The organism is Piscinibacter sp. PDB5-1, from assembly GCF_056676035.1.
On sequence record NZ_JBWVZL010000002.1, the window covers coordinates 70478 to 91253 of the forward strand.

19 protein-coding genes and 3 tRNA genes are annotated in these 20776 nt (G+C 68.2%); 5 read left to right on the forward strand and 17 right to left on the reverse strand.

Translation table 11 applies throughout. The features are described 5' to 3' along the window. Window positions 1–13: 13 nt before the first annotated feature. Window positions 14–1453, forward strand: coding sequence for a hypothetical protein (locus tag AC1KAT_RS07690; RefSeq protein ID WP_480324465.1), 1440 nt, complete (start codon window positions 14–16; stop codon window positions 1451–1453). Between the two features lie 66 nt (window positions 1454–1519). On the opposite strand, the gene AC1KAT_RS07695 is transcribed toward AC1KAT_RS07690, so the two are convergent. The 3 genes from AC1KAT_RS07695 to AC1KAT_RS07705 are packed head-to-tail and all read right to left on the reverse strand — an operon-like array spanning window position 1520 to window position 5231. Further along, a complete protein-coding gene (locus AC1KAT_RS07695; protein WP_480324467.1) occupies window positions 1520–2815 on the reverse strand; it encodes a 3-deoxy-D-manno-octulosonic acid transferase in 1296 nt (431 codons plus the stop codon). After that, entirely contained in the window at window positions 2812–3795 is a 984-nt protein-coding gene (gene waaC, locus AC1KAT_RS07700) for a lipopolysaccharide heptosyltransferase I (protein WP_480324469.1), read from the reverse strand. Before waaC ends, AC1KAT_RS07695 begins: the two co-directional genes overlap by 4 nt. A 47-nt stretch (window positions 3796–3842) precedes the next feature. Then, window positions 3843–5231, reverse strand: coding sequence for a phosphomannomutase/phosphoglucomutase (locus AC1KAT_RS07705; RefSeq protein ID WP_480324471.1), 1389 nt, complete (start codon window positions 5229–5231; stop codon window positions 3843–3845). Window positions 5232–5397: 166 nt separating this feature from the next. On the opposite strand from AC1KAT_RS07705, the gene AC1KAT_RS07710 reads away from it, so the two are divergent. Genes AC1KAT_RS07710 through AC1KAT_RS07725 form a run of 4 tightly spaced genes read left to right on the forward strand, consistent with a single transcriptional unit; the run spans window position 5398 to window position 8565 of the window. Continuing rightward, window positions 5398–6918 carry a DNA-3-methyladenine glycosylase 2 family protein gene (locus AC1KAT_RS07710; protein ID WP_480324473.1) on the forward strand — a complete coding sequence of 507 codons (1521 nt, stop codon included), beginning with the start codon at window positions 5398–5400 and terminating at the stop codon, window positions 6916–6918. 17 nt (window positions 6919–6935) lie between these two features. Beyond that, window positions 6936–7499, forward strand: coding sequence for a methylated-DNA--[protein]-cysteine S-methyltransferase (locus tag AC1KAT_RS07715; protein ID WP_480324475.1), 564 nt, complete (start codon window positions 6936–6938; stop codon window positions 7497–7499). Continuing rightward, window positions 7496–8401: a DMT family transporter gene (locus tag AC1KAT_RS07720; protein ID WP_480324477.1), complete on the forward strand. Its 906-nt coding sequence runs from the start codon at window positions 7496–7498 to the stop codon at window positions 8399–8401. The genes AC1KAT_RS07715 and AC1KAT_RS07720 overlap by 4 nt, the downstream gene beginning before the upstream one ends. Further along, window positions 8398–8565 carry a hypothetical protein gene (locus tag AC1KAT_RS07725; RefSeq protein ID WP_480324479.1) on the forward strand — a complete coding sequence of 56 codons (168 nt, stop codon included), beginning with the start codon at window positions 8398–8400 and terminating at the stop codon, window positions 8563–8565. The genes AC1KAT_RS07720 and AC1KAT_RS07725 overlap by 4 nt, the downstream gene beginning before the upstream one ends. 256 nt (window positions 8566–8821) lie before the next feature. On the opposite strand, the gene AC1KAT_RS07730 is transcribed toward AC1KAT_RS07725, so the two are convergent. The 14 genes from AC1KAT_RS07730 to truA all read right to left on the reverse strand — a co-directional run bounded on the left by AC1KAT_RS07730 (window position 8822) and on the right by truA (window position 20708). Beyond that, a tRNA-Asp gene (locus AC1KAT_RS07730) sits at window positions 8822–8898 on the reverse strand. A gap of 38 nt (window positions 8899–8936) precedes the next feature. Beyond that, window positions 8937–9012: transfer RNA gene (locus AC1KAT_RS07735), tRNA-Glu, on the reverse strand. Window positions 9013–9060: 48 nt separating this feature from the next. After that, window positions 9061–9136: transfer RNA gene (locus AC1KAT_RS07740), tRNA-Ala, on the reverse strand. A 60-nt stretch (window positions 9137–9196) separates the two neighbouring features. Further along, entirely contained in the window at window positions 9197–10588 is a 1392-nt protein-coding gene (gene gltX / locus AC1KAT_RS07745) for a glutamate--tRNA ligase (RefSeq protein WP_480324481.1), read from the reverse strand. Between the two features lie 33 nt (window positions 10589–10621). Further along, window positions 10622–11863, reverse strand: a complete 1242-nt coding sequence (locus tag AC1KAT_RS07750) for an O-succinylhomoserine sulfhydrylase (RefSeq protein ID WP_480324483.1) — start codon at window positions 11861–11863, stop codon at window positions 10622–10624. Beyond that, entirely contained in the window at window positions 11860–13386 is a 1527-nt protein-coding gene (gene purF, locus AC1KAT_RS07755) for an amidophosphoribosyltransferase (protein ID WP_480324485.1), read from the reverse strand. The genes AC1KAT_RS07750 and purF overlap by 4 nt, the downstream gene beginning before the upstream one ends. 28 nt (window positions 13387–13414) lie before the next feature. Further along, window positions 13415–13915 (reverse strand): CvpA family protein, encoded by a 501-nt coding sequence (locus AC1KAT_RS07760; RefSeq protein WP_480324487.1) that lies wholly within the window; start codon window positions 13913–13915, stop codon window positions 13415–13417. After that, entirely contained in the window at window positions 13912–14664 is a 753-nt protein-coding gene (locus AC1KAT_RS07765; RefSeq protein ID WP_480324489.1) for an SPOR domain-containing protein, read from the reverse strand. Before AC1KAT_RS07765 ends, AC1KAT_RS07760 begins: the two co-directional genes overlap by 4 nt. A gap of 90 nt (window positions 14665–14754) precedes the next feature. Beyond that, complete coding sequence (gene folC, locus AC1KAT_RS07770; RefSeq protein WP_480324491.1) at window positions 14755–16056, reverse strand: bifunctional tetrahydrofolate synthase/dihydrofolate synthase; 1302 nt, start codon at window positions 16054–16056, stop codon at window positions 14755–14757. A gap of 209 nt (window positions 16057–16265) precedes the next feature. Further along, on the reverse strand, window positions 16266–17138 hold the full coding sequence (accD, locus tag AC1KAT_RS07775) for an acetyl-CoA carboxylase, carboxyltransferase subunit beta (protein ID WP_480324493.1): 873 nt from the start codon (window positions 17136–17138) through the stop codon (window positions 16266–16268). Beyond that, window positions 17135–17962 (reverse strand): tryptophan synthase subunit alpha, encoded by an 828-nt coding sequence (gene trpA / locus AC1KAT_RS07780; protein WP_480324495.1) that lies wholly within the window; start codon window positions 17960–17962, stop codon window positions 17135–17137. Before trpA ends, accD begins: the two co-directional genes overlap by 4 nt. Continuing rightward, complete coding sequence (trpB, locus tag AC1KAT_RS07785) at window positions 17959–19236, reverse strand: tryptophan synthase subunit beta (protein WP_480324497.1); 1278 nt, start codon at window positions 19234–19236, stop codon at window positions 17959–17961. The genes trpA and trpB overlap by 4 nt, the downstream gene beginning before the upstream one ends. 13 nt (window positions 19237–19249) lie before the next feature. Next, window positions 19250–19900 carry a phosphoribosylanthranilate isomerase gene (locus AC1KAT_RS07790; RefSeq protein WP_480324499.1) on the reverse strand — a complete coding sequence of 217 codons (651 nt, stop codon included), beginning with the start codon at window positions 19898–19900 and terminating at the stop codon, window positions 19250–19252. 22 nt (window positions 19901–19922) lie between these two features. Continuing rightward, window positions 19923–20708 (reverse strand): tRNA pseudouridine(38-40) synthase TruA, encoded by a 786-nt coding sequence (gene truA, locus AC1KAT_RS07795; RefSeq protein ID WP_480324502.1) that lies wholly within the window; start codon window positions 20706–20708, stop codon window positions 19923–19925. Window positions 20709–20776 lie beyond the last annotated feature (68 nt).

Below are 20776 nucleotides of genomic sequence, written 5' to 3' on the forward strand. Positions count from 1 at the left end.
CCTGGCCGTTCTGATGGCCGCAAGCGCGTGTGCGCTCGACTACAGCTTCGACCTGTCGGACGCCGAGATGCGCGAGTTCAAGGCCTCGGCGCCCTACTTCAACCGGCGCTTCGGCCGCATCACAGTCGAGTCTCAGGTAAAGACCGACGCGCTGGACGAATTTCGGGGTGCGCTGCGCGATGCGTTCTTCGCCTCCGACGCCTTCGACGGCGAGGGTGAGGGACGCCTGTCCGTACAGGTCAACGTGTTGGAGCTGTCGCGGTCGACCGGGCTGTTCCCCGTCAGCTACCGCGCCCGCATCCGCTATGAACTGTTCGACAAGACCGAGAAGGTGGGCGCCTGGGAGATCGGCAGCCAAGGCACCTCAACCAACTTTGCGGCAACGATCGAGGCGCACGCCTTGACGCTGGCCCTGCAACGCAACATTCGAGGCTTCTTTCTGGCCCTCAAGTCAGAGTTCGACCCGCGTGACGCCGCGCAGGCCCGCACCGCACTGGACGCGCTGCAAACCGAGCACAAGGCCGACCAGATGAACCTCAGTGCGCTGACGATCTATCTGGTGGGTGGCGGGGCGACCGTGGTCAAGGCGGTGGGCACGGCGGTGGGCACGGCGGCCGAGGCCACGTTGCAAGTCCTGGCGTCGCCTGAGATGGCTGCCGCTCTGTCCCGGGCCCAGGCCGACCAGGCCCGCATGGGCCGCGAGTTGAACGCAACCCTCTCTGCCAACACCCGCCGCGCAGCCCCCACCGGCACGGGCGAAGTGTCTTCCGGCAGCGGCAACCGCAGCGGCCCTGCGGGCAGCGGCGACGCCATGGGCGGCGCTGGCCGTGGCACGTCTTCCGGCCGCGATGCGCCTGCACCCACGGCGGGCGCCACGGCCGGCCGCAGCAGCAGCGCGGGCGGCTCCACGTCCTCGGCGTCCACCGCCGGCACTGTCAGCAGCGCCGGGGGCCGGTCGCCACGAGAACAAGACACCGACGAACGCCAGCGAGCAAAGGCCGAGGCCGAGCGACATGAAGAACAGGCCCGACGCGCCCGAGAAGAGGCCGAGCGTCAACGAAAGGCCAGAGAGGAAGCCGACCGCCTGGCTGCACTGCCCAAGGTCGGCGGGCCGCCAAACAAGGACGGCTGCTGGATACCCGAGCGCAACCGCAGCTGGTGCGTGGTGGTCACCAGGGCCGTCGTGCACCAGGGGGAGACGCGCGTCACCTACCGCAACGACTGTCGATGGGGCATCTACCTCGATCACGGCAACGAGCGCAAGGACGGCAGCTGGGATGCCGGTGCTTCGCACCTCGCGCCGGGGGCATCGACGACCTGGTCGGGCGGCGAGACGGGAGCCTACCGCTACAACTTCACCGGCTCCGACAAGTCCTCGAGCGATTGGGTCTGTTCGGGCCGCGACGTCGATCCGGGCTTCCACACCCGGCTCAGCGGTCAGGCGATGCGCTGAACGCGCTGTCTTGCCGCTGCCATGGCGGCGGGCGGTGGGTCATCGGGGCGAGTTGTCGCCCGGCGGTCAATCGCTGACAAGCAGCGGCCCGATCATTGAGGCCATCCGCTGAGCCGCCCCTCGGTGCGCGCTGGCGAACGCCATCGCCGCCTGGGCGCGTTCAGCGCGCTCGTTGCCATGCAACCAAGCCAACGCCTTCTCGACACCTTCGGCCATGTCGCACACCCGCGCCGAGGCACCCGCCGCGAGCGACAGCTCGGCCGCATCGGCGAAGTTGAAGGTGTGCGGGCCCATCACCAGGGGGCAGCCGCAGGCGGCGGCTTCGATGAGGTTCTGGCCGCCCAGGGGCGCGAAGCTGCCGCCGAGCAGGGCCGCGTCGGCGCTGCCGTAGTAGACGGGCATCTCGCCGATCGAGTCGCCGAGCCACACGTCGGCCTGCAGTGCGTCGGCGCCGGGTGCGTCGCCCCAGCTGCTGCGGCGCGCGACGCGCAGGCCGCGTGATTGCGCGAGCGCGGCGACCTCGTCGAAGCGCTGCGGGTGGCGGGGCACGATGAGCAGCAGCGACCGGTCACGCGCGGGCTGGGCGAGCCACGCGTCGATCAGCATCGCTTCTTCGCCTTCGCGCGTCACGGCGCCCATCACCACCGGCCGGCCGAGCGCCTGGCGCCAGGCACGGCCGCGTTCGATCAAGGCCGGGTCGGGCGACACGTCGAACTTCAGGTTGCCGCACACGCGCACGTCGCGCGCGCCGGCTTCGCGCAGGCGCTGGGCATCGGCTTCGGTCTGCGCGAGCACGAGTGCGAGCGATTCGACGGCGGGGCGCAGCACGGCGTCGAGCCGCTGGCCCTGGCGTTGGCTCTTGGCGCTGAGGCGGGCGTTGGCCAGCACCATGGGCACTTGGGCGGCCTGGGCTTCGAGCAAGAGGTTGGGCCAGATTTCGGTTTCCATCAACACGCCGACGGCCGGCTTGAAGTGCGCGAAGAAGCGCTGCACAACGGCCGGGGTGTCGTAGGGCAGCCAGGTCTGCGCATCGCCTTCGGTCAGCAGGGCCTGCCCGGCTTCGCGGCCGGTGGCGGTGCTGTGCGTGAGCAGCAGGCGCAGGCCGGGGTGCTGGGCGCGCAGCGCGGCAATCAAGGCCGTGGCGGCCTTGGTTTCACCGAGCGACACGGCGTGCACCCACACGCCGCCCGACCAGGGCTTCGCGCCGAGCGCGCGGTAGTCGCCCAGGCGCTCGCCGATGGCGTGGCGGTACAGCGGCTCGTCGCGGCCGCGCCACCACAGCTTGGCCAGGTAGGCCGGCTTCATCAGCGACAGCAGCGTCGAGTAGGCGCTGCGTGCGAACCAGTGCCGGTTCGCGTTCATGGGTGGGATGTTTGCGCGGCGGCGACCGACACACCTTGCCACGCCGACCACACGGCCTCGATGCCGGGCGTGGGCTGGCCTTCGACCGAGACCTGGTGGTGGTGCCCATGCGCCACCTGCGGCCCGGTGCGCCACGCGGTCGGAAAGTTGTAGATCTGCACGTGCGGCAGGCCCAGGGCCACGGCGATGTGACTCAGGCCGCTGTCCACGCCGATGACGCCTTGCGTGGCGCCGAGCCGGTCGGTCAGGGTGGCGAGGTCCATCGCGGGCCACACCTGCGCGCGTTCGCCGAGCGAGCGCGCGATGTGCTGGGCGCGCTCTTGCTCGACCGCGCCGGCATGCGGCAGCGCGAGGTGATAGCCGGCGTGCATGAGGCGCTTGCCGAGTTCGATCCAGTGCGTCTCGGGCCAGAGCTTGTCGTCGCGCGAGGTGCCGTGCACGAGCACCACGGTGGCGGGCCGGGTCGGCGGCAAGGCCCCGCGCAGGCCGAATTGCGGCGCGCCTTGCACGCGGTAGCCGAGCGCACGCGCGGCCAGTTCTCGGGCACGGTCGAGCGCGTGGATGTGCGGCTCGATGACATGCGTGTGGTCGAGCAGCCAGCGCACGGGGCGCTCGTAGCTCGACCCGTCGGTGCGGTTGCCCAGGCCGTGGCTCGGGCCGTGCGCGAGGCGCGCCACCAGCGCGGCCTTGGTGAGGCCTTGCAGTTCGAGCACGGCGTCGTAGCGGGGGGCGCCCAGGCGGGCACGAAAGGCGCGCCATTCGCTGCGCACGGCGCGCGTCCACCAGGCTTTGCGCCAGCGGCGCTGCGCGCATTCGAAGACTTCACCGATGCCTTCGACCTTGCGCACCAGCGGCGCGAAGGCGGGCTCGACGACCCAGTCGATCTGCGCGCCGGGGTGGGCGCTTCGGATGTCGTGCACCACGGGCATGGCGTGCACCACGTCGCCCAGCGACGAGAGCTTGACGATGAGGACTCGCACTTAGCTCAGGCGCCCGACAACACCGGGCCGTGACGCAGCGAACGACATCAGTGCGCCGCCGCCGCGATCTTGGCGTCGGGCTTGACGACCTTGAGCGCCTGCATGAAGTCGCTCTCGATGCGGTGCAACGCTTCGGCCGTGTGGCCCTCGAAGCGCAGCACGAGCACGGGCGTGGTGTTCGACGAGCGAATGAGGCCGAAGCCGTCTTTGTAGTCGGCGCGCACGCCGTCGATGGTGCTCACCTCGGCGCCCGGGAACTTGGCGGTTTCGAGCAGCTTTTCGACCAGCCGCTTCGGCTCGCCTTCTTCGCAGGCCACATTCAGCTCGGGCGTGTTGTGGCTGGTGGGCAAGTCGTTCAAGACCTGGCTCGGGTTCTTGCTGCGCGACAGGATCTCAAGCAGCCGAGCCGCCGTGTAGGTGGCGTCGTCGAAGCCGTACCAGCGCTCGCCGAAGAAGATGTGGCCGCTCATCTCGCCGGCGATCGGCGCCTTCATCTCTTTCATCTTGGCCTTGACCAGCGAGTGCCCGGTCTTCCACATCAGTGGCTTGCCGCCGGCCTTCTTGATGACGGGCGCGAGGCGCTGCGTGCACTTCACGTCGTAGATGATGGTCGCGCCCTTGTTGCGCGAGAGGATGTCAGTGGCAAACAGCATCAACTGCCGGTCGGGGTAGATGATGTGGCCTTCCTTCGTGACCACGCCGAGGCGGTCGCCGTCACCGTCGAACGCGAGGCCGATCTCGGCGCCGGTCTCTTTCACCGTGCGGATCAGGTCGGCCAGGTTCTCGGGCTTGCTCGGGTCGGGGTGGTGGTTCGGAAAGTCGCCATCGACCTCGCTGTACAGCTCGGTCACGTCGCAGCCCAGCGCGCGCAAGATGCCCGGGGCCGACGCACCCGGAATGCCGTTGCCCGAATCGACCACGATCTTCATCTTGCGCTTGAGCTTGCAGTCGCTGGTGATGCGGTGGCTGTACTCGGCGAGGATGTCCATCGTGGCCGAGCGGCCGGTGCCCTTCACATAGTCTTCGGCCTCGATGCGCTGGCGCAGCTTTTGAATGTCGTCGCCATAGATCGCGCGGCCGGCCAGCACCATCTTGAAGCCGTTGTAGTCCTTCGGGTTGTGGCTGCCGGTCACTTGAATGCCACTGTTGCAGCCGTGCTTGCCGCGCGTGGCGGCCACGTAGTACAGCATCGGCGTGGTGACGGCGCCGATGTCCACCACGTCGAGGCCGGTCGAGGCCAGGCCGCGGATCAGCGCGGCCACGAGGCCCGGGCCCGACAGGCGCCCGTCGCGGCCCACGGCCACGGCCTTCTCGCCGGCGGCCACGGCCTCGCTGCCGAACGCGCGTCCCAGGTGTTCGGCGAAGGCTTCGTCGATGGTCTTGCCGACGATGCCGCGAATGTCATAAGCCTTGAAGTTGGACGCGCTGACTTGCATGGGGACGGGCTCCTTCTGTGAAGTGGGCGGATTGTAGGGAGGCCCGCGACCGCCGCGAGACCTCGAACCGCGACCCTGAAAGCGGGTTTCGGGCCAGCGGCAAAGCCCCGGCGACGTGTCCGAAAACGGCCAGTCCCGCCCCGGCCCACTGCCCATAATCGACCGCATGCCCTTCGACCACGCCGCTTCTTACGAAGTCTTCAAGGCCCGCGACGCCCGCTTCGACGGCCGGCTGTTTGTCGGCGTGACATCGACCGGCATTTATTGCCGCCCCATCTGCCGGGTGCGCACGCCGCGCCGCGAGAACTGCCGCTTCTTCGATACGCCGGCGCAGGCCGAGGCCGCATCGTTCAGGCCCTGCCTCAAGTGCCGCCCCGAAGTGGCGCCGGGCCCGGGGTGGACGTGGACCGTGATGGACGCGTCGCGCACCCTCGCCCAGCAGGCGGCGCAATGGCTCGATGAGCGCATCTCGGCGGCCGAAGGCAGCGCGCAGGGCGCGAGCATCGCCGAGCTGGCCGCGCAGCTGGGCGTGAGCGACCGGCACCTGCGCCGCATCTTCCAGGCCGAGCATGGCGTGACGCCGCTGCAGTACCTGCAGACGCGCCGGCTGCTGCTGGCCAAGCAGTTGCTGACCGACACGCGCCTGCCCGTCGGCGACATCGCGCTGGCCAGCGGCTTCGGCAGCCTGCGCCGCTTCAACGCGGCCTTCGCCGACAGCTACCGCATGAACCCGACGCGGCTGCGCGCGCTGGCCGAGCCTGCCTGCACCGCCGCGCCCGAAGCCATCGAGTTGATGCTTGGCCACCGCCTGCCCTACGACGTGGCGGCGATGACGGGCTTTCTGGCGCAGCGCGCCATCGACGGCATCGAATCGGTCGAAGGCTCGCGCATACGCCGCAGCGTGCCGACCGGTGTGTTCGGTGCGCACGCCGGGTGGATCGAAGCCGAGTTCCTGCCCGAACGGCCGGTGGGCGGCGCGCGGGTGCGCGTGCGCTTCACACCGGCATGGGCCGCGCACAGCGCGCGTGTCGTGACGGCCGTGCGCCGCTGGCTCGACCTCGACGCCTCGCCGCAGACCATCGACGCGGCGCTGGCCGACTTGCCGGGCGCGCCGGGGCTGCGCCTGCCCGGGGCCCTCGACGCGTTCGAGCTGGTCGTGCGCGCCGTGCTGGGCCAGCAGGTCACGGTGGCCGCGGCCCGGACGCTCGCGCGCCGCTTGGTCGAGCGCTTCGGCACGCCGGTGGCGAGCCCCTGGGCCGAGGTGCGCCGGGTCTTTCCGGCGCCGCAGGTGCTGGCCGATGCGCCGATCGAGGCCATCGCCGAGTTGGGGATCATCCGCACCCGGGCCGGCGCCATCCAGTCCCTGGCAGCGGCCTGGCCGGTGTGGTCGCGCGAACTCGGCCGGCCGGCGTCGCCCGAGCGCCTGATCGAGCAGTTGCGCGCCCTGCCCGGCATCGGCCCGTGGACGGCGCACTACATCGCGATGCGCAGCCTGGGCTGGCCCGATGCCTTTCCGCCGCGCGACGTGGCCGTCATCAAGGCCATGCAATCGCTCTTTGGCACCCGCTCGCCGGCCGAGGCCGAGCAACAGTCGCAACGCTGGCGCCCCTGGCGCGGCTACGCCGTGCTGCGGCTGTGGAACAGCCTCGCCAGCCCGGCCGCCGTGCCCACGGCTGCCACCCCCTGATCGCCGAAGGACGCCCCATGCCCCTGTTCACCCACCGCAGCCTCGCCACCCTGTGCACCGCGCAAGCCTGGTGGCCGTCCCCGCTCGGGCCGATGCTGCTCGCACGCACCGCCGACGGCCTGGCCGGTGTCTGGTTCATCGACCAGAAAGACTTTCCGTCGCCGCTGCCCGCGCCCGAGCGCGGCGACGACCCTTTGCTGCAGCAGGCCATGGCCGAGCTGGCGGCGTACTTCGCCGGTGAGCGGCAGCGCTTCGAGATGCCGCTCGACCTGCATGGCACGCCGTTCCAAAAGGCCGTGTGGCAGGCGCTGCTGCGCATCGAGGCCGGGGCGCATTGCTGCTACTCAGACATCGCCCGAGAGATCGGCTCGCCGCTCGCGGTGCGTGCGGTGGGCGTGGCCATCGGGCGCAACCCCATCGGCATCATCGTGCCCTGCCATCGGGTGCTGGGGCGCGATGGCAGCCTCACCGGTTACGCGGGTGGCCTGCACCGCAAGCGCGCGCTGCTCGACATCGAGGCCCGGTTGGGGGCGCCGGCTGCGGCCGCCACCGCCGCATCGGCCCAGGCGGTGCTGCTATGACGCCTGCGCAAAGCCTCGAGCTGGCCGTGCTCGCGGCGATCTGGGGCGCGTCGTTCCTCTTCATGCGCATGGGGGCCGATTCGTTCGGCCCGGTGGCGCTGGCGGCGGTGCGTGCCACCGGCTCGCTGCTCTTCCTGGTGCCCATGCTGGCCTGGTACCGGCAAGGCCCGGCACTGCTGCGGCACTGGCGCGCCTTGCTGCTGCTGGGCGCCATCAACTCGGCGCTGCCCTTCCTGTTTTATTCGTACGCGGCGTTGTGGATTCCAGCCGGCCTCTCGTCGGTGTTCAACGCCGCCACGCCGCTCTTCGGCGCGGTGATTGCGTGGGTCTGGCTGGGCGACCGGCTCAATGCCTCGCGCATGGTCGGGCTGGGCATCGGCTTCGGTGGTGTCGCGTGGCTGGTGGCCTCGCGCGGTGGCTTCGAGATGGCGCCGGGCCTGGGCAGCACCCTGGCCATCATCGCCTGCATGGGCGCGGCGATCTGCTACGGCGTGGCCGCCAGCGCAACCCGGCGCTACCTCTCGAACGTGCCGCCGCTGGGCGTTGCCGCCGGCTGCCAGATCGTCGCCTCGTTGCTGCTGCTGCCGCCGGCGTGGTTTGCGTGGCCGGCCGTGAACCCACCCGCCAGCGCCTGGGTCGCGGCCTTGCTGCTGGCCGTGGTGTGCACGGGCATCGCCTTCGTCATGTACTTCCGCCTGATCGCCAGCGCGGGCTCGGCCAACGCGCTGTCGGTGACCTTCCTCGTGCCGCTCTTCGCCATGGCCTGGGGAGGCCTGGTGCTCGACGAGCACGTCACGCTGGCGATGGCCCTGGGCTGTGGCGCCATCCTCGTGGGCACCGGGTTGACAACCGGCCTCGTGTCACTACCCTTGCGCGCCTCGCTCAACAAGCGTCCACCATGACCTCGCTTCGCAAGATCAAACTCAAGCTCGCGCCCCCCAAGCCGCGCAATCCGCTCGTCGCGCCCACAGCAAAACGCAAGGCCGGCGCGCACACAAAATCGAAACGCCATGAACGCCAGGAAGCGCGGCGCCATATCGAGCGGGCATTGAAAGAGTCGCGCTGATTGCGCGGGGCGCGTCACAGCGCCCCAGCATCACCCCGGCAGATGCAGGACCTGCCGGCACAGGTGATGCGCTTCGGTAAGCAGCAGCCTCGGCGATGGACTCGCCGCGACGTTGACGATCACTGAGTCGCCTGGCTGAAGGGCCGGTCACGAGCAGCGCCGCCACCGGTTTCACCGCATGCGTCGAACCCAAGCAGAAGAACGCACAGCACAAAGCAAAACGCCGTCCCTAGGGACGGCGTTTTGCTTGAAACGTTGGCGGAGTGGACGGGGCTCGAACCCGCGACCCCCGGCGTGACAGGCCGGTATTCTAACCAACTGAACTACCACTCCAGATGGCTTCTGCATCTCTGCACAAGCGCCATCAAACTTGGCGTCCCCTAGGGGATTCGAACCCCTGTAGCCACCGTGAAAGGGTGGTGTCCTAGGCCTCTAGACGAAGGGGACAAATTCTTCGTTCATCTTGAACTGCGCGCCACCTCAAGCTTTAACTTTTGGTGGAGGTAAGCGGGATCGAACCGCTGACCTCTTGCATGCCATGCAAGCGCTCTCCCAGCTGAGCTATACCCCCTCTTGGTTTCAACCTTGAAGGCTGCGCTGTTCAAGCGAGACCGCGAGTATAGACCGATTTTTAGAGGCTTTGCAATCGTTTGATGACAACTTCTTTTTCGAACAACTCAAGCACTGCATCCACCGAGGGCGTTTGAGCGCGGCCGCACACCAGCACACGCACGGCGTGCGCGAGTTGCGGCATCTTCAGGCCATGGGCACCGAGCGTCTCTTTGATGGCGGCAGCGATGGTGGCCTTGGTCCATTCGATGGCCTGCAACTTGTCGCGCAAGGTTTGCACGGCAGGCTTCACGGCATCGGTCACGTGCGCGGCCAGGTCTTCGCTCGACGGCACAACCGGTGCGAAGTACATCGCCACCCAGTCGGCCAACTCGACCGTGGTCGAGCAGCGGTCCTTGAACAGGCCGACAACGCGCGCCAGCGACTCAACACCTGCCTCGATGCCGCGACGCGCCAGTTGCGCGCTCACGAGCGCGGCCAGGCGGTCTTCGGCGATGGTCTTGAGGTACTGGGCATTGACCCACGCCAGCTTGGCCGGGTCCCACTGGGCCGGGCTCTTGGACAAGTGGTTGCCATCGAACCAAGCCACGAACTGCTCGCGTGAGAAGAGTTCGTCGTCGCCGTGGCTCCAGCCGAGGCGGGCCAGGTAGTTGAGCATGGCCTCGGGCAGGTAGCCGTTGGCTTCGTACTCGGTCACGCTGACCGCACCACGGCGCTTCGACAACTTGAGCCCGTCGTCGCCCAGGATGATCGGCAAGTGCCCGAACAAGGGCAGCGGCGCACCGAGCGCGTGGAAGATGTTGATCTGCCACGGCGTGTTGTTGATGTGCTCGTCGCCGCGGAAGACGTGGCTGATGCGCATGTCCCAGTCATCGACGACCACGGCGAAGTTGTAGGTCGGCACGCCGTCGGTGCGCACGATGATCAAGTCGTCGATCTCGCGGTTGGCGATGGTGATGGGGCCTTTGACAAGGTCGTCCCAGGTCACCGCGCCGTCCAGCGGATTGCAAAAGCGGATCACCGGCTTCACGCCTTCGGGCACCGGCGGCAGCGTCTTGCCCGGCTCGGGGCGCCAGCGGCGGTCGTAGAGCGTCTTCTCGCCCCGGGCCTTCTGCGCGTCACGCATCGCGTCGAGCTCTTCGGGCGTGGCGTAGCAGCGGTAGGCCTTGCCTTCGGCGATGAGCTGTTCGGCCACCGCCTCGTAGCGGTCGAGCCGCTGCATCTGGTAGATCGGGCCTTCGTCGGCATCGAGGCCGAGCCAATTCATCGCGGCGATGATTTGCTCGACCGAGTCTTGCGTCGAGCGGGCCACGTCGGTGTCTTCGATGCGCAGCACGAACTCGCCGCCGTGGTGGCGCGCGAACGCCCAGGAATACAAGGCCGTGCGCGCGGTGCCCAGGTGCAGAAAGCCGGTGGGCGATGGCGCGATGCGGGTGCGGATCTTCGTGGTCATGCGATCAGGGCGATGCGGTCAGGGTGAGAGCAATCAAAGGGACGACAGACCACGCAGCAGGTCGGCCTTGAGGTCTTCGACATCGTCGAGCCCCACGGCCACGCGGACCATGCCCTGCGTGATGCCGGCGGCTAGGCGCTGCTCTTCGGTCAAGCGGCCATGCGAGGTGCTGGCCGGGTGCGTGATGGTGGTCTTGGTGTCGCCCAGGTTGGCGGTGATCGAGCACACCTGCGTGTGGTCGATCACATGGAAGGCGTTCTTGCGCGCCAGCGCCGGGCCGCCCGTCTGCTGGCCCTTGACGATGAACGACAGCACCGCGCCACCGCTGCCCGATTGCTGCGCCATCGCCAGCTCGTGCTGCGGATGCGACTTGAGCCCCGGGTAGAACACACGCTCGATGGCCGGTTGCTGTTCGAGCCACGTGGCCAGTTCGAGCGCCCGCTCGCCTTGCGCCTTCATGCGGATCGACAGCGTCTCCATGCCCTTGAGCACGACCCACGCATTGAAGGGCGACAGCGACATGCCGGCACTGCGCATCACGGGCATGAACTTCTCGTCGATGTGCTTCTGGCTGGTGCAAATGGCGCCGGCCAGCACACGGCCCTGGCCGTCGAGGTACTTGGTGCCCGAATGCACGATGAAATCGGCCCCGTACTCGGCCGGGCGTTGCAGCGCGGGCGAGCAGAAGCAGTTGTCCACCGCGAGCCAGGCACCGGCCACCTTGGCGACTTCGGCCAGCGCGCGGATGTCGCACACCTCGGTCAGCGGGTTGGTCGGCGACTCGGCGAACAAGAGCCGGGTGTTCGGCTTGATCGCGTCGCGCCACGCGCTCACGTCGGTCTGCGACACGAAGCTCGTTTCGACGCCGAACTTCGCGAACTCGCGGCCGAGCAACATGATGGTCGCGCCGAACACGCTTTGCGAGCAGACGACATGGTCGCCCGCCTTCAGCAGGCCCATGCCGAGCAGCAGGATGGCGCTCATGCCGCTCGACGTGCCGATGCACGCCTCGGTGCCTTCGAGCGCGGCCAGGCGACGCTCGAACATCATCACCGTCGGGTTGGTGAAGCGCGAATAGATGAAGGCTTCTTCTTCGTTCGCAAAGCGCGCGGCGGCGGTGGCCGCATCGGGCTGCACGAAGCTGCTGGTGAGAAAAAGCGCTTCGGAGTTTTCGCCCCAGGCACTGGGCGGCAGGCCCTCGCGAACGGCCAGCGTGTCGAGCCGGGCGTCCGCCGGTAGCTGCTTGCGCGGGAGGGTCTTCTTCGCTTGGCTCATCCGGTTTGCTCCGATGCGTTCTGCAGCGCGAGGCGCGAGCGGTCGGCGCCCTCTTCTTCTTCGCCTTGCGATTTGCGCTGCGTGGCCATGGCATCGAAATCGGCGGCCGACACGTCGCCCGTGATGTAGCGACCATCGAAGCACGAGGCCTCGAAGCTCGCGATCTGCGGGTTCAGGGCGCCGACGACCTTCTTCATCGAATCGACGTCTTGGTAGATCAGCGCATCGGCGCCGATGAACTGGCGGATTTCTTCGATGCTGCGGTTGTGCGCGATCAGCTCTTCACTGGTGGGCATGTCGATGCCGTACACGTTGGGGTAGCGCACCGGCGGCGCAGCCGAGGCCATGTAGACCTTGCGCGCACCGGCATCGCGAGCCATCTGCACGATTTCCTTCGAGGTGGTGCCGCGCACGATCGAGTCGTCCACCAGCAGCACATTGCGGCCCTTGAACTCGACCTCGATGGCGTTGAGCTTCTGGCGCACCGACTTCTTGCGCACGCCCTGCCCCGGCATGATGAAGGTGCGGCCGACATAGCGGTTCTTCACGAAGCCTTCGCGGTAGGGCTTGCCGATCTTTTGCGCGAGTTGCATGGCCGAGGGCCGGCTCGACTCGGGGATCGGGATCACCACGTCGATCTCGCTCGGCGGAATGGTCGACACCAGGCGCTGCGCCAGCGTCTCGCCCATGTTGAGGCGGGCCTGGTAGACCGAGATGCCGTCCATCACCGAGTCGGGACGTGCCAGGTACACGAACTCGAACATGCACGGATTGAGCGACGGGTTCTCGGCGCACTGCTGCGCGTGCACCTTGCCGTTGAGGTCGATGAAGATCGCCTCGCCCGGCTGCACGTCGCGGGTCACCTTGTGGCCCGTGCCTTCGACCGCGACCGATTCGCTCGCCACCATCACCTCGTGGCCTTCGGGCGTGTCGCCCTCGCCGTAGCACAGCGGGCGGATGCCGAACGGGTCGCGGAAGGCCAGCAGCCCGTGGCCGGCGATCAGCGCGATCACCGCGTACGAGCCCTTCAAGCGCTTGTGCACCGCGCCCACGGCCTTGAAGATGTCGCCGGGCGACAGCGGCAGGTCGGTGGTCGCGCGCTCCAGCTCGTGCGCCAGCACGTTGATCAGCACCTCGGTGTCGCTCGTGGTGTTGATGTGGCGGCGGTCGATGGCGAACAACTCGTCTTTCAGCGAATGCGCGTTCGTCAGGTTGCCGTTGTGCACGAGCACGATGCCGTAGGGCGCGTTGACGTAGAACGGCTGCGCCTCTTCTTCGCTGTAGGCGTTGCCGGCGGTCGGGTAGCGCACCTGGCCCAGGCCCACGGTGCCGGGCAAGGCCCGCATGTTTCGCGTGCGGAACACGTCGCGCACCATGCCGCGCGCCTTGTGCATGAAGCACTTGGTGCCCTGCATCGTGACGATGCCGGCGGCGTCTTGGCCGCGGTGCTGCAACAGCAGCAGCGCGTCGTAGATCAACTGGTTGACCGGTGCCTTCGAAATCACACCGACGATGCCACACATAGCTCAGGTCCTTGGGTTCGCGCGGCTTTCAGGCCGGCAGATGCTGGGAAATTTGTTCAGGCAGCAGCGGCTTCAGGCCGTGCAGGGCGGCATGCAGCCAGCCCGCCCCGGCCGAGGCCTGCCACGCATTCGACTTCATCAGAGGCGTGAGGCCCACCACGGTCGCCACGGCCAGCAGCACGAGCACGCCGCGCAGCAAGCCGAACACGGCACCGAGCAGCCGGTCGGGCACGCTCAGCGGCGTGGCATGCACGAGCATGCGCAGCACGCGCGCGACGATGCTCCAGACGATCAGCGCCACGACGAAGGTCGCCGCAAACGCGGCGGCATGGTTCATCGCCGAGTGCGGCTCGCCGATGGGGACGTACGGTGCGGCCAGCGGCGAGAGCCACTGCGCGGCGATCCACGCGGCCAGCCAACCGAGCAGCGACATCAGTTCGAACACTAGCCCGCGCACGATGCCCACGACGACCGAGAAGCCGAGGACCACCAGCAAGGCGATGTCCACCCAGGCCATGTCGAGGCTCACAGCGTCAGCACCGACGAGGGCAACCCCGCCGACTTGAGCTTGCCGGCCGCGCGGTCGGCTTCGTCGCGCGAGGCGAACGGCCCCACGCGCACGCGGATGCGGTTGCCGCCCGAGGTTTCGACGACTTGCGTGTAGGTCTTCAGGCCCAGCTTTTCGACCTTCTGGCGCACCTCGCGGGCGGCGCCCGTCTCGGCGAAGGCGCCGACCTGCACGACGAAGCGGCCGGCCGATGCGGCGGGGGCCTCGCGGCCGTCGAGCAAGGCCTGCGCACGGGCGGCCTCGTTGGCACGCATCGGGGCCGATGCAGCCGGCGTGCGCGCCTCGGCGCGGCGGGCTTCGGTTGGGGTCGGGGTTTCGCGGGGCCGGGCGGGCTCGGCGCGCGGGGCCGAGGCCACCGGGGCGGGCGTCGGTGCCACCTCGCGGCCGGCTTCAGCGGGCGACTCCGTGACCACCTCGCTGCGCGCCACTGCAGGATCGGGTGGCGCGGGACGGCGCGACGACGACGGGGCCGGCCCCAAGCTGCCCTCGCGGCGCGCGATCTCGATGGGCACATCGACCGACACGGGCCGGGGCTGGGTCTCGAACAGCAGCGAGAAGCCGATCACCCCCAACACCACCAGCACCACGGCGCCGATGAGGCGTTGCCGCGCGCGGGTGCGGGCCTGCTGAACCGAATCGACCGACTCGGTGAGGGGTGCCGCCTTGGGCGAGTCACCGGAAGTGCGCTTCAGAAAGGACAGCAAACCCATGCAGAGCCGGTTCCAGGTGAGGCGAGAGACGTTGCGGCGATCAGGTGGCGCGGGTGCGGCACCCGGCGGATGCGGGCTGGATGCAGGGTCTCAGCCCATGTGTTTTGCGGTCAGACGAGGCAGACCGTCTTTCAACACACCGCCCACGGTGAAGAACGAACCGAAGGCAACGATTCTATCAGCGGGGTCTGCTGCACCCAGGGCCGCGAGCAGGGCTTCCCGCGGGTCGGAATGCACGCTCGTGCCCACCGGACCGGGCCCTTGGAGCCCGGCCGACTGGTGCATCGCGAGCAGCTGCTCACCGGTCGCAGCGCGAGGAATCGGCAGGTCGCAGAAGTACCAGTGGTCCACCAGCGGCGCCATGCGCGCGAGGATGGCCGGGATGTCCTTGTCGGCCATCGCGCCAAACACCACGTGCGTGCGCGGAAAGAAACCCATCTGGTCGAGGTTTTGTGCGAGCGCCGACACGGCGTGCACGTTGTGCGCCACGTCGAGCACGAGCGTGGGCTGGCCGGGCACGATCTGGAAGCGCCCGGGCAGCTCGACCATCGCCAGCCCGTTGCGCACCGCCTGCGCGTTGATGGGCAGGTGCTCGCGCAGCGCCTCGAAGGCGGCCAGCGCGCCCGAGGCGTTCAGCAACTGGTTGGCCCCGCGCAGCGCCGGATAGGCCAGGCCGTTGAAGCGCTTGTTGCGCCCGCCCCAGCCCCACTGCTGCTTGTCGCCGGCGTAGTTGAAGTCGCGCCCGATCAGCCACAGGTCGGCGTCGATCTCCTTCGCGTGGTCGATCAGGCTTTGCGGCGGCATCGGATCGCTGACGATGGCCGGTTTGCCAGTGCGCAGGATGCCGGCCTTCTCGCGCCCGATCGACTCACGGTCGGGCCCGAGGTAGGCGATGTGGTCGATGTCGATGCTCGTGATCACCGCGCAGTCGGTGTCGATGATGTTGACGGCATCGAGGCGACCGCCAAGACCCACTTCGAGGATCACGAAGTCGAGCGCGGCCTGCGAGAGCAAGCGCAGGATGACCAGCGTGGTGAACTCGAAGTAGCTGAGCGTGATGTCGCCACGTGCTTCTTCCACGGCTGCGAAGTGCGGCAGCAACTCGTCCGCCTTCACCATCTCGCCGTTGACGCGGCAGCGCTCTTCGAAGTGCACGAGGTGCGGCTTGATGTACAGGCCCACGCGGTAGCCGGCCTGCAGGCCAATGGTCTCGAGCATCATGCAGGTCGAACCCTTGCCGTTGGTGCCGGCCACCGTGATGACGGGCACCTTGAACGAGAGGCCGAGTCGATCCTTGACCGCACGCACGCGGTCGAGCGTCATGTCGATCTCTTGGGGGTGGATGCGCTCGCAGTGGGCGAGCCAATCGGCAAGGGTGGTGGGAATGGACATGGCGTTCGGTTGCAAGGCCGGAGCGGCCCTTAGGTACCTCAGGACGGACGGAGGTTGGAGCGGGTTCGGTGCATGCGCCATCTAACCCGTGCGCATGCCTCCATCACCGTTCGGGCTGAGGTATCGAAGCCCTCGCTCAATCCGTCACAAAACAAAGCGTGAAAAAACAAAGGCGGCCGAAGCCGCCTTCCTGCTTCAGACACCGTGGATCACGCCACCGCGTCGGCGCTCAGGCGTTGCAGCATCGACAGCGCCCGCGCGATCGTCGCGCGCATCTCGCGGCGGTCCACGATCATGTCGATGGCGCCCTTTTGCATCAGGAACTCGGCGCGCTGGAAGCCCTCGGGCAGCTTTTCGCGCACGGTGTTCTCGATCACGCGCGGCCCGGCAAAGCCGATCAGCGCCTTGGGCTCGGCCACCACGACATCGCCCACAAAGGCGAAGCTGGCCGACACGCCGCCCATGGTGGGATCGGTCAGCACGCTGATGTAAGGCAGCTTCGCCTTCGCCAGGCGCGTGAGCGCGGCGTTGGTCTTGGCCATCTGCATCAGGCTCAAGAGGCCTTCTTGCATGCGCGCGCCACCCGAAGCGGCGAAGCTGATGAAAGGCACCTTCTGCTCGACGGCGGTCTCGACGCCACGCACGAAGCGCTCGCCGACCACCGAGCCCATCGAGCCGGCCATGAAGTCGAACTCGAAGCAGGCGGCCACCACCGGGATGGTGTGCACCGAGCCGCCGATGACCACCAGCGCATCGGTTTCGCTCGAGGTTTCGAGCGCGTCTTTCAGGCGCTCGGGGTAGCGCTTGCTGTCCTTGAACTTGAGCGCATCGACGGGGATGACCTCTTGCCCGATCTCGTAGCGGCCTTCGCCGTCGAGGAAGGCGTCGAGCCGGGCGCGCGCGCCGATGCGGTGGTGGTGACCGCACTTGGGGCAGACGTTGACGTTCTGGTCGAGGTCGTTCTTGTAGAGCACCGTCTCGCACGACGGACACTTGATCCACAGACCTTCGGGCACCGTGCGGCGTTCGCTCGGATCGGTCTGCTGCATCTTGGGGGGCAGCAGTTTTTCCAACCAGCTCATGCGGGGGCTCCTTTCAGCGAATCGAGGGCGGCGCGGATTTCAGCGATGAACGCCGCGCCGGCAAGGGCGACATTGTCGCGGTTTTGGGTTTCGAGCAATTGCACGATGCGGGATCCGATCACGACCGCGTCGGACACCGCACCCACGGCCTTGGCCGTCTCGGCGTCGCGGATGCCGAAGCCCACGCCCACCGGCACGCTCACGTGCTGGCGGATGCGCGGCACCATGTCGGCCACAGCCTTCACGTCGAGGTGCCCCGCGCCGGTCACGCCCTTGAGCGACACGTAGTAGACATAGCCCGTCGCGATGCGGCCGATGTCTTTCATGCGCTGCTCGGTCGAGGTGGGTGCCAGCAGGAAGATCGGGTCCAGCCCCTGCGAAGTCATGCGCTGGGCGAAGGCCTCGCACTCTTCGGGCGGGTAGTCCACCACCAGCACGCCATCGACACCCGCGGCCCTAGCGTCGCGCACGAAGGCGTGTTCGCCCAGACGCTGGTCGTAGCGCTCGATGGGATTGGCGTAGCCCATCAGCACGATGGGCGTCTCGTTGTCTTGCTGGCGGAAGGCGCGCACGTAGTCGAGCACCTGCGGCATGCCGACTTTCTTGGCGAGCGCCCGCTCGGCCGCGCGCTGGATCACCGGGCCGTCGGCCATCGGGTCGCTGAAGGGCACGCCCAGCTCGATGACATCGGCCCCGGCCTTGGCCATGGCGAGCATCAGCTCGACCGTGGCCTCGGGGTACGGGTCACCCGCCGTCACGTAAGGGATCAGCGCCTTGCGGCCCTGCGTCTTGAGCGTCTCGAACCTTGCGCGGATGCGGCTCATTGCGCACCGCCCTTCAGCGCCGCGGCACCCTTGACCGAACGCCCCGCCTGCGACGGCCGGTCATAGAAGCCTTCGACACCCGACAGGTCGGCCACGGTGCCGATGTCCTTGTCGCCACGTCCCGACAGGTTGACGAGGATGTGCTGGTCGGGGCGCATCGTAGGCGCGAGCTTCATCGCGTGCGCAAAGGCGTGCGACGACTCCAGCGCCGGGATGATCCCTTCGGTGCGGCACAAGAAGTGGAAGGCCGCCAGCGCCTCGGCATCGGTGATGCCGACGTATTCGGCGCGGCCGATGTCCTTCAGGTACGCGTGCTCGGGGCCGACACCGGGGTAGTCGAGGCCGGCCGAGATCGAGTGCGTCTCGGTGATCTGGCCGTTGTCGTCTTGCAGCAGGTAGGTGCGGTTGCCGTGCAGCACGCCGGGCGTGCCCTTGGTGAGGCTGGCCGAGTGCTTGTCGGTGTCGAGGCCCTCGCCGGCCGCTTCAACGCCGATCAGCCGCGTGCCTTCGAACGGGATGTACGGGTAGAAGATGCCCATCGCGTTGCTGCCGCCACCCACGCACGCGATCACGGCGTCGGGCTGGCGCTCAGGCGTGCCGATCATGCCGGGCATCTGCGTGATGCACTCGTCGCCGATGACGCGCTGGAAGTCGCGCACCATCGCCGGGTAAGGGTGCGGGCCGGCCACGGTGCCGATGATGTAGAACGTGTTTTCGATGTTGGTGACCCAGTCACGCATCGCTTCGTTCAGCGCGTCTTTCAGGGTCTTCGAGCCACTGTCAACCGGCACCACCTTCGCGCCCAGCAGGTGCATGCGGTAGACGTTGGGCGACTGCCGTTTGACGTCTTCGCTGCCCATGTAGACCACGCATTCCATGCCGTAGCGCGCGCAGATGGTGGCGGTGGCCACGCCGTGCTGGCCGGCGCCGGTTTCGGCGATCACGCGCGGCTTGCCCATGCGACGCGCGAGCAGCGCCTGGCCGATGGTGTTGTTGACCTTGTGCGCGCCGGTGTGGTTGAGGTCTTCGCGCTTCAGGTAGATCTGCGCGCCGCCGAGTTCGCGGCTGGTGCGCGCGCAGTGGTACACGGGGCTCGGGCGGCCGACGAAGTGCGCCAATTCGTACTGGTATTCGGCCATGAAGACCGGGTCTCGGCGCGCTTCGTCGTAGGCCGCCTTCAACTCGTCGAGCGCGTGGATCAGCGTTTCGGCGACGAAGGTGCCGCCATAGGGCCCGAAGTGCCCGCGGGCATCGGGTTGGTCGTAGTTCAGCATGGTGTCTCGGTGTTCAGGTCGGGGGGGCATCGGCCAGACTGTCGGCCAGTCTCACGGCCTCGCAGAACCGGCGGATCGCGTCGGCATCCTTGATGCCTTTGGTCGCGGTCTCGACGCCGGAGCTCACATCAACGGCCCAGGGCCGCACCTGCTGCACGCCGCTCGTCACATTTGCGGCATGCAACCCACCAGACAAAACGAGCGGACGGGGCACGTGCCGAGGAATGAGAGACCAATCGAAGACCTTTCCGCCGCCGCCATAACCCTCGACATGGGCGTCGAGCAACAGCCCCTGGGCGTCGGGAAACTGAGCCGCGAAGTCTAGCAAATCGAACCCTGGCGCCATGCGTGCGGCCCGCAGGTAGGGCCGGCCCGGCGCACGGCAATCGGCCGCGGTTTCGTCCCCGTGAAACTGCAGCATCAGCGTGGGGATGGCCTGCACTGCGGCCTGGATGTGCCCCGGACCGGCATTCACGAACAAGCCCACCGGTGTGACGAACGGCGGCAGGCGGCGCGCCAGTTCCGCACCGCGTGCGATCGACACATGGCGCGGGCTGCGTTCGTAGAAGACCAGGCCGATGGCGTCGGCCCCGGCTTCGACGGCGGCGTCTACGTCGGCCTCGCGGGTGAGGCCACAGATCTTGATGCGGGTGCGGTGCGGCATGGCGGGTTGGTTCGCGCCCTGTTCAGGCGGGCAGCCAGTCCATCGCCGGGGTGTGCGTGGGCAGGCCGAGTTCGGCATCGTAGTACGGGCCCACGAAGTAAAGCCCGTCGGGGGAAAAGGTCGGCGCGGCCCGCTCGCGTGAACGCGAATCGCGCACCTCGGCCATCCAGGCCGGCGGGCGGTTGCCGCTGCCGATGGCGACGAGGCAGCCCATGATGTTGCGGATCATGTGGTGCAGGAAGGCGTTGCCGTCGAAGTCGAAACGCCAATACGGGCCGCGCCGGCGGATGTCGATGCCGCGCAGCGTCTTGACCGGCGAAAGCGCCTGGCACGCCGCGGCACGAAAGGCGCTGAAGTCGTGCTCGCCCAGCAAGTGCGTCACGGCCTCGCGCATCGCGGCCTCGTCGAGCGGGCGAAACACCCAGCCGGCCTGCCCTGCCTCGACAGCCGGGCGCACCGGCGATTCGAGCAGCACATAGGCATAGCGCCGGCCACGCGCGCTGCTGCGGGCATGAAAGCTGTCGTCCACCGCGTGGCACCACTGCACGGCGATGTCGCTCGGAAGGTAGCGGTTGGTGCCACGCACCCATGAGTTCAACTCGCGCTCGACCGGTGCGTCGATGTGCACGACCTGGTTGAGGCCGTGTACGCCGGCATCGGTGCGGCCGGCACACAGCGTTGCCACGGGCTGCGCGGCAAAGGCCGAGAGTGCGGCTTCGAGCTTGTCCTGCACGGTCTGGCCGCTCGGCTGGCTCTGCCAACCGGTGTAGGCCTGCCCCCGGTAGCTGATGCCCAGCGCCAGCCTCATCGTGTGGTCTTCGTCAGGTCAAAGAAAAACGCCGCCGGGTGAGCGGCGGCGTCTTGGGGGTGTGGGCG

What these genes read in the sequence shown, in the direction of transcription:
- AC1KAT_RS07690 (WP_480324465.1), top strand. Translation starts at nt 14, where the DNA reads ATGGCCGCAAGCGCGTGTGCGCTCGACTACAGCTTCGACCTGTCGGAC.
- AC1KAT_RS07695 (WP_480324467.1), bottom strand. Translation starts at nt 2,815, where the DNA reads ATGAACGCGAACCGGCACTGGTTCGCACGCAGCGCCTACTCGACGCTG.
- AC1KAT_RS07705 (WP_480324471.1), bottom strand. Translation starts at nt 5,231, where the DNA reads ATGCAAGTCAGCGCGTCCAACTTCAAGGCTTATGACATTCGCGGCATC.
- AC1KAT_RS07710 (WP_480324473.1), top strand. Translation starts at nt 5,398, where the DNA reads ATGCCCTTCGACCACGCCGCTTCTTACGAAGTCTTCAAGGCCCGCGAC.
- AC1KAT_RS07715 (WP_480324475.1), top strand. Translation starts at nt 6,936, where the DNA reads ATGCCCCTGTTCACCCACCGCAGCCTCGCCACCCTGTGCACCGCGCAA.
- AC1KAT_RS07720 (WP_480324477.1), top strand. Translation starts at nt 7,496, where the DNA reads ATGACGCCTGCGCAAAGCCTCGAGCTGGCCGTGCTCGCGGCGATCTGG.
- AC1KAT_RS07725 (WP_480324479.1), top strand. Translation starts at nt 8,398, where the DNA reads ATGACCTCGCTTCGCAAGATCAAACTCAAGCTCGCGCCCCCCAAGCCG.
- gltX (WP_480324481.1), bottom strand. Translation starts at nt 10,588, where the DNA reads ATGACCACGAAGATCCGCACCCGCATCGCGCCATCGCCCACCGGCTTT.
- AC1KAT_RS07750 (WP_480324483.1), bottom strand. Translation starts at nt 11,863, where the DNA reads ATGAGCCAAGCGAAGAAGACCCTCCCGCGCAAGCAGCTACCGGCGGAC.
- purF (WP_480324485.1), bottom strand. Translation starts at nt 13,386, where the DNA reads ATGTGTGGCATCGTCGGTGTGATTTCGAAGGCACCGGTCAACCAGTTG.
- AC1KAT_RS07765 (WP_480324489.1), bottom strand. Translation starts at nt 14,664, where the DNA reads ATGGGTTTGCTGTCCTTTCTGAAGCGCACTTCCGGTGACTCGCCCAAG.
- folC (WP_480324491.1), bottom strand. Translation starts at nt 16,056, where the DNA reads ATGTCCATTCCCACCACCCTTGCCGATTGGCTCGCCCACTGCGAGCGC.
- accD (WP_480324493.1), bottom strand. Translation starts at nt 17,138, where the DNA reads ATGAGCTGGTTGGAAAAACTGCTGCCCCCCAAGATGCAGCAGACCGAT.
- trpA (WP_480324495.1), bottom strand. Translation starts at nt 17,962, where the DNA reads ATGAGCCGCATCCGCGCAAGGTTCGAGACGCTCAAGACGCAGGGCCGC.
- trpB (WP_480324497.1), bottom strand. Translation starts at nt 19,236, where the DNA reads ATGCTGAACTACGACCAACCCGATGCCCGCGGGCACTTCGGGCCCTAT.
- AC1KAT_RS07790 (WP_480324499.1), bottom strand. Translation starts at nt 19,900, where the DNA reads ATGCCGCACCGCACCCGCATCAAGATCTGTGGCCTCACCCGCGAGGCC.
- truA (WP_480324502.1), bottom strand. Translation starts at nt 20,708, where the DNA reads ATGAGGCTGGCGCTGGGCATCAGCTACCGGGGGCAGGCCTACACCGGT.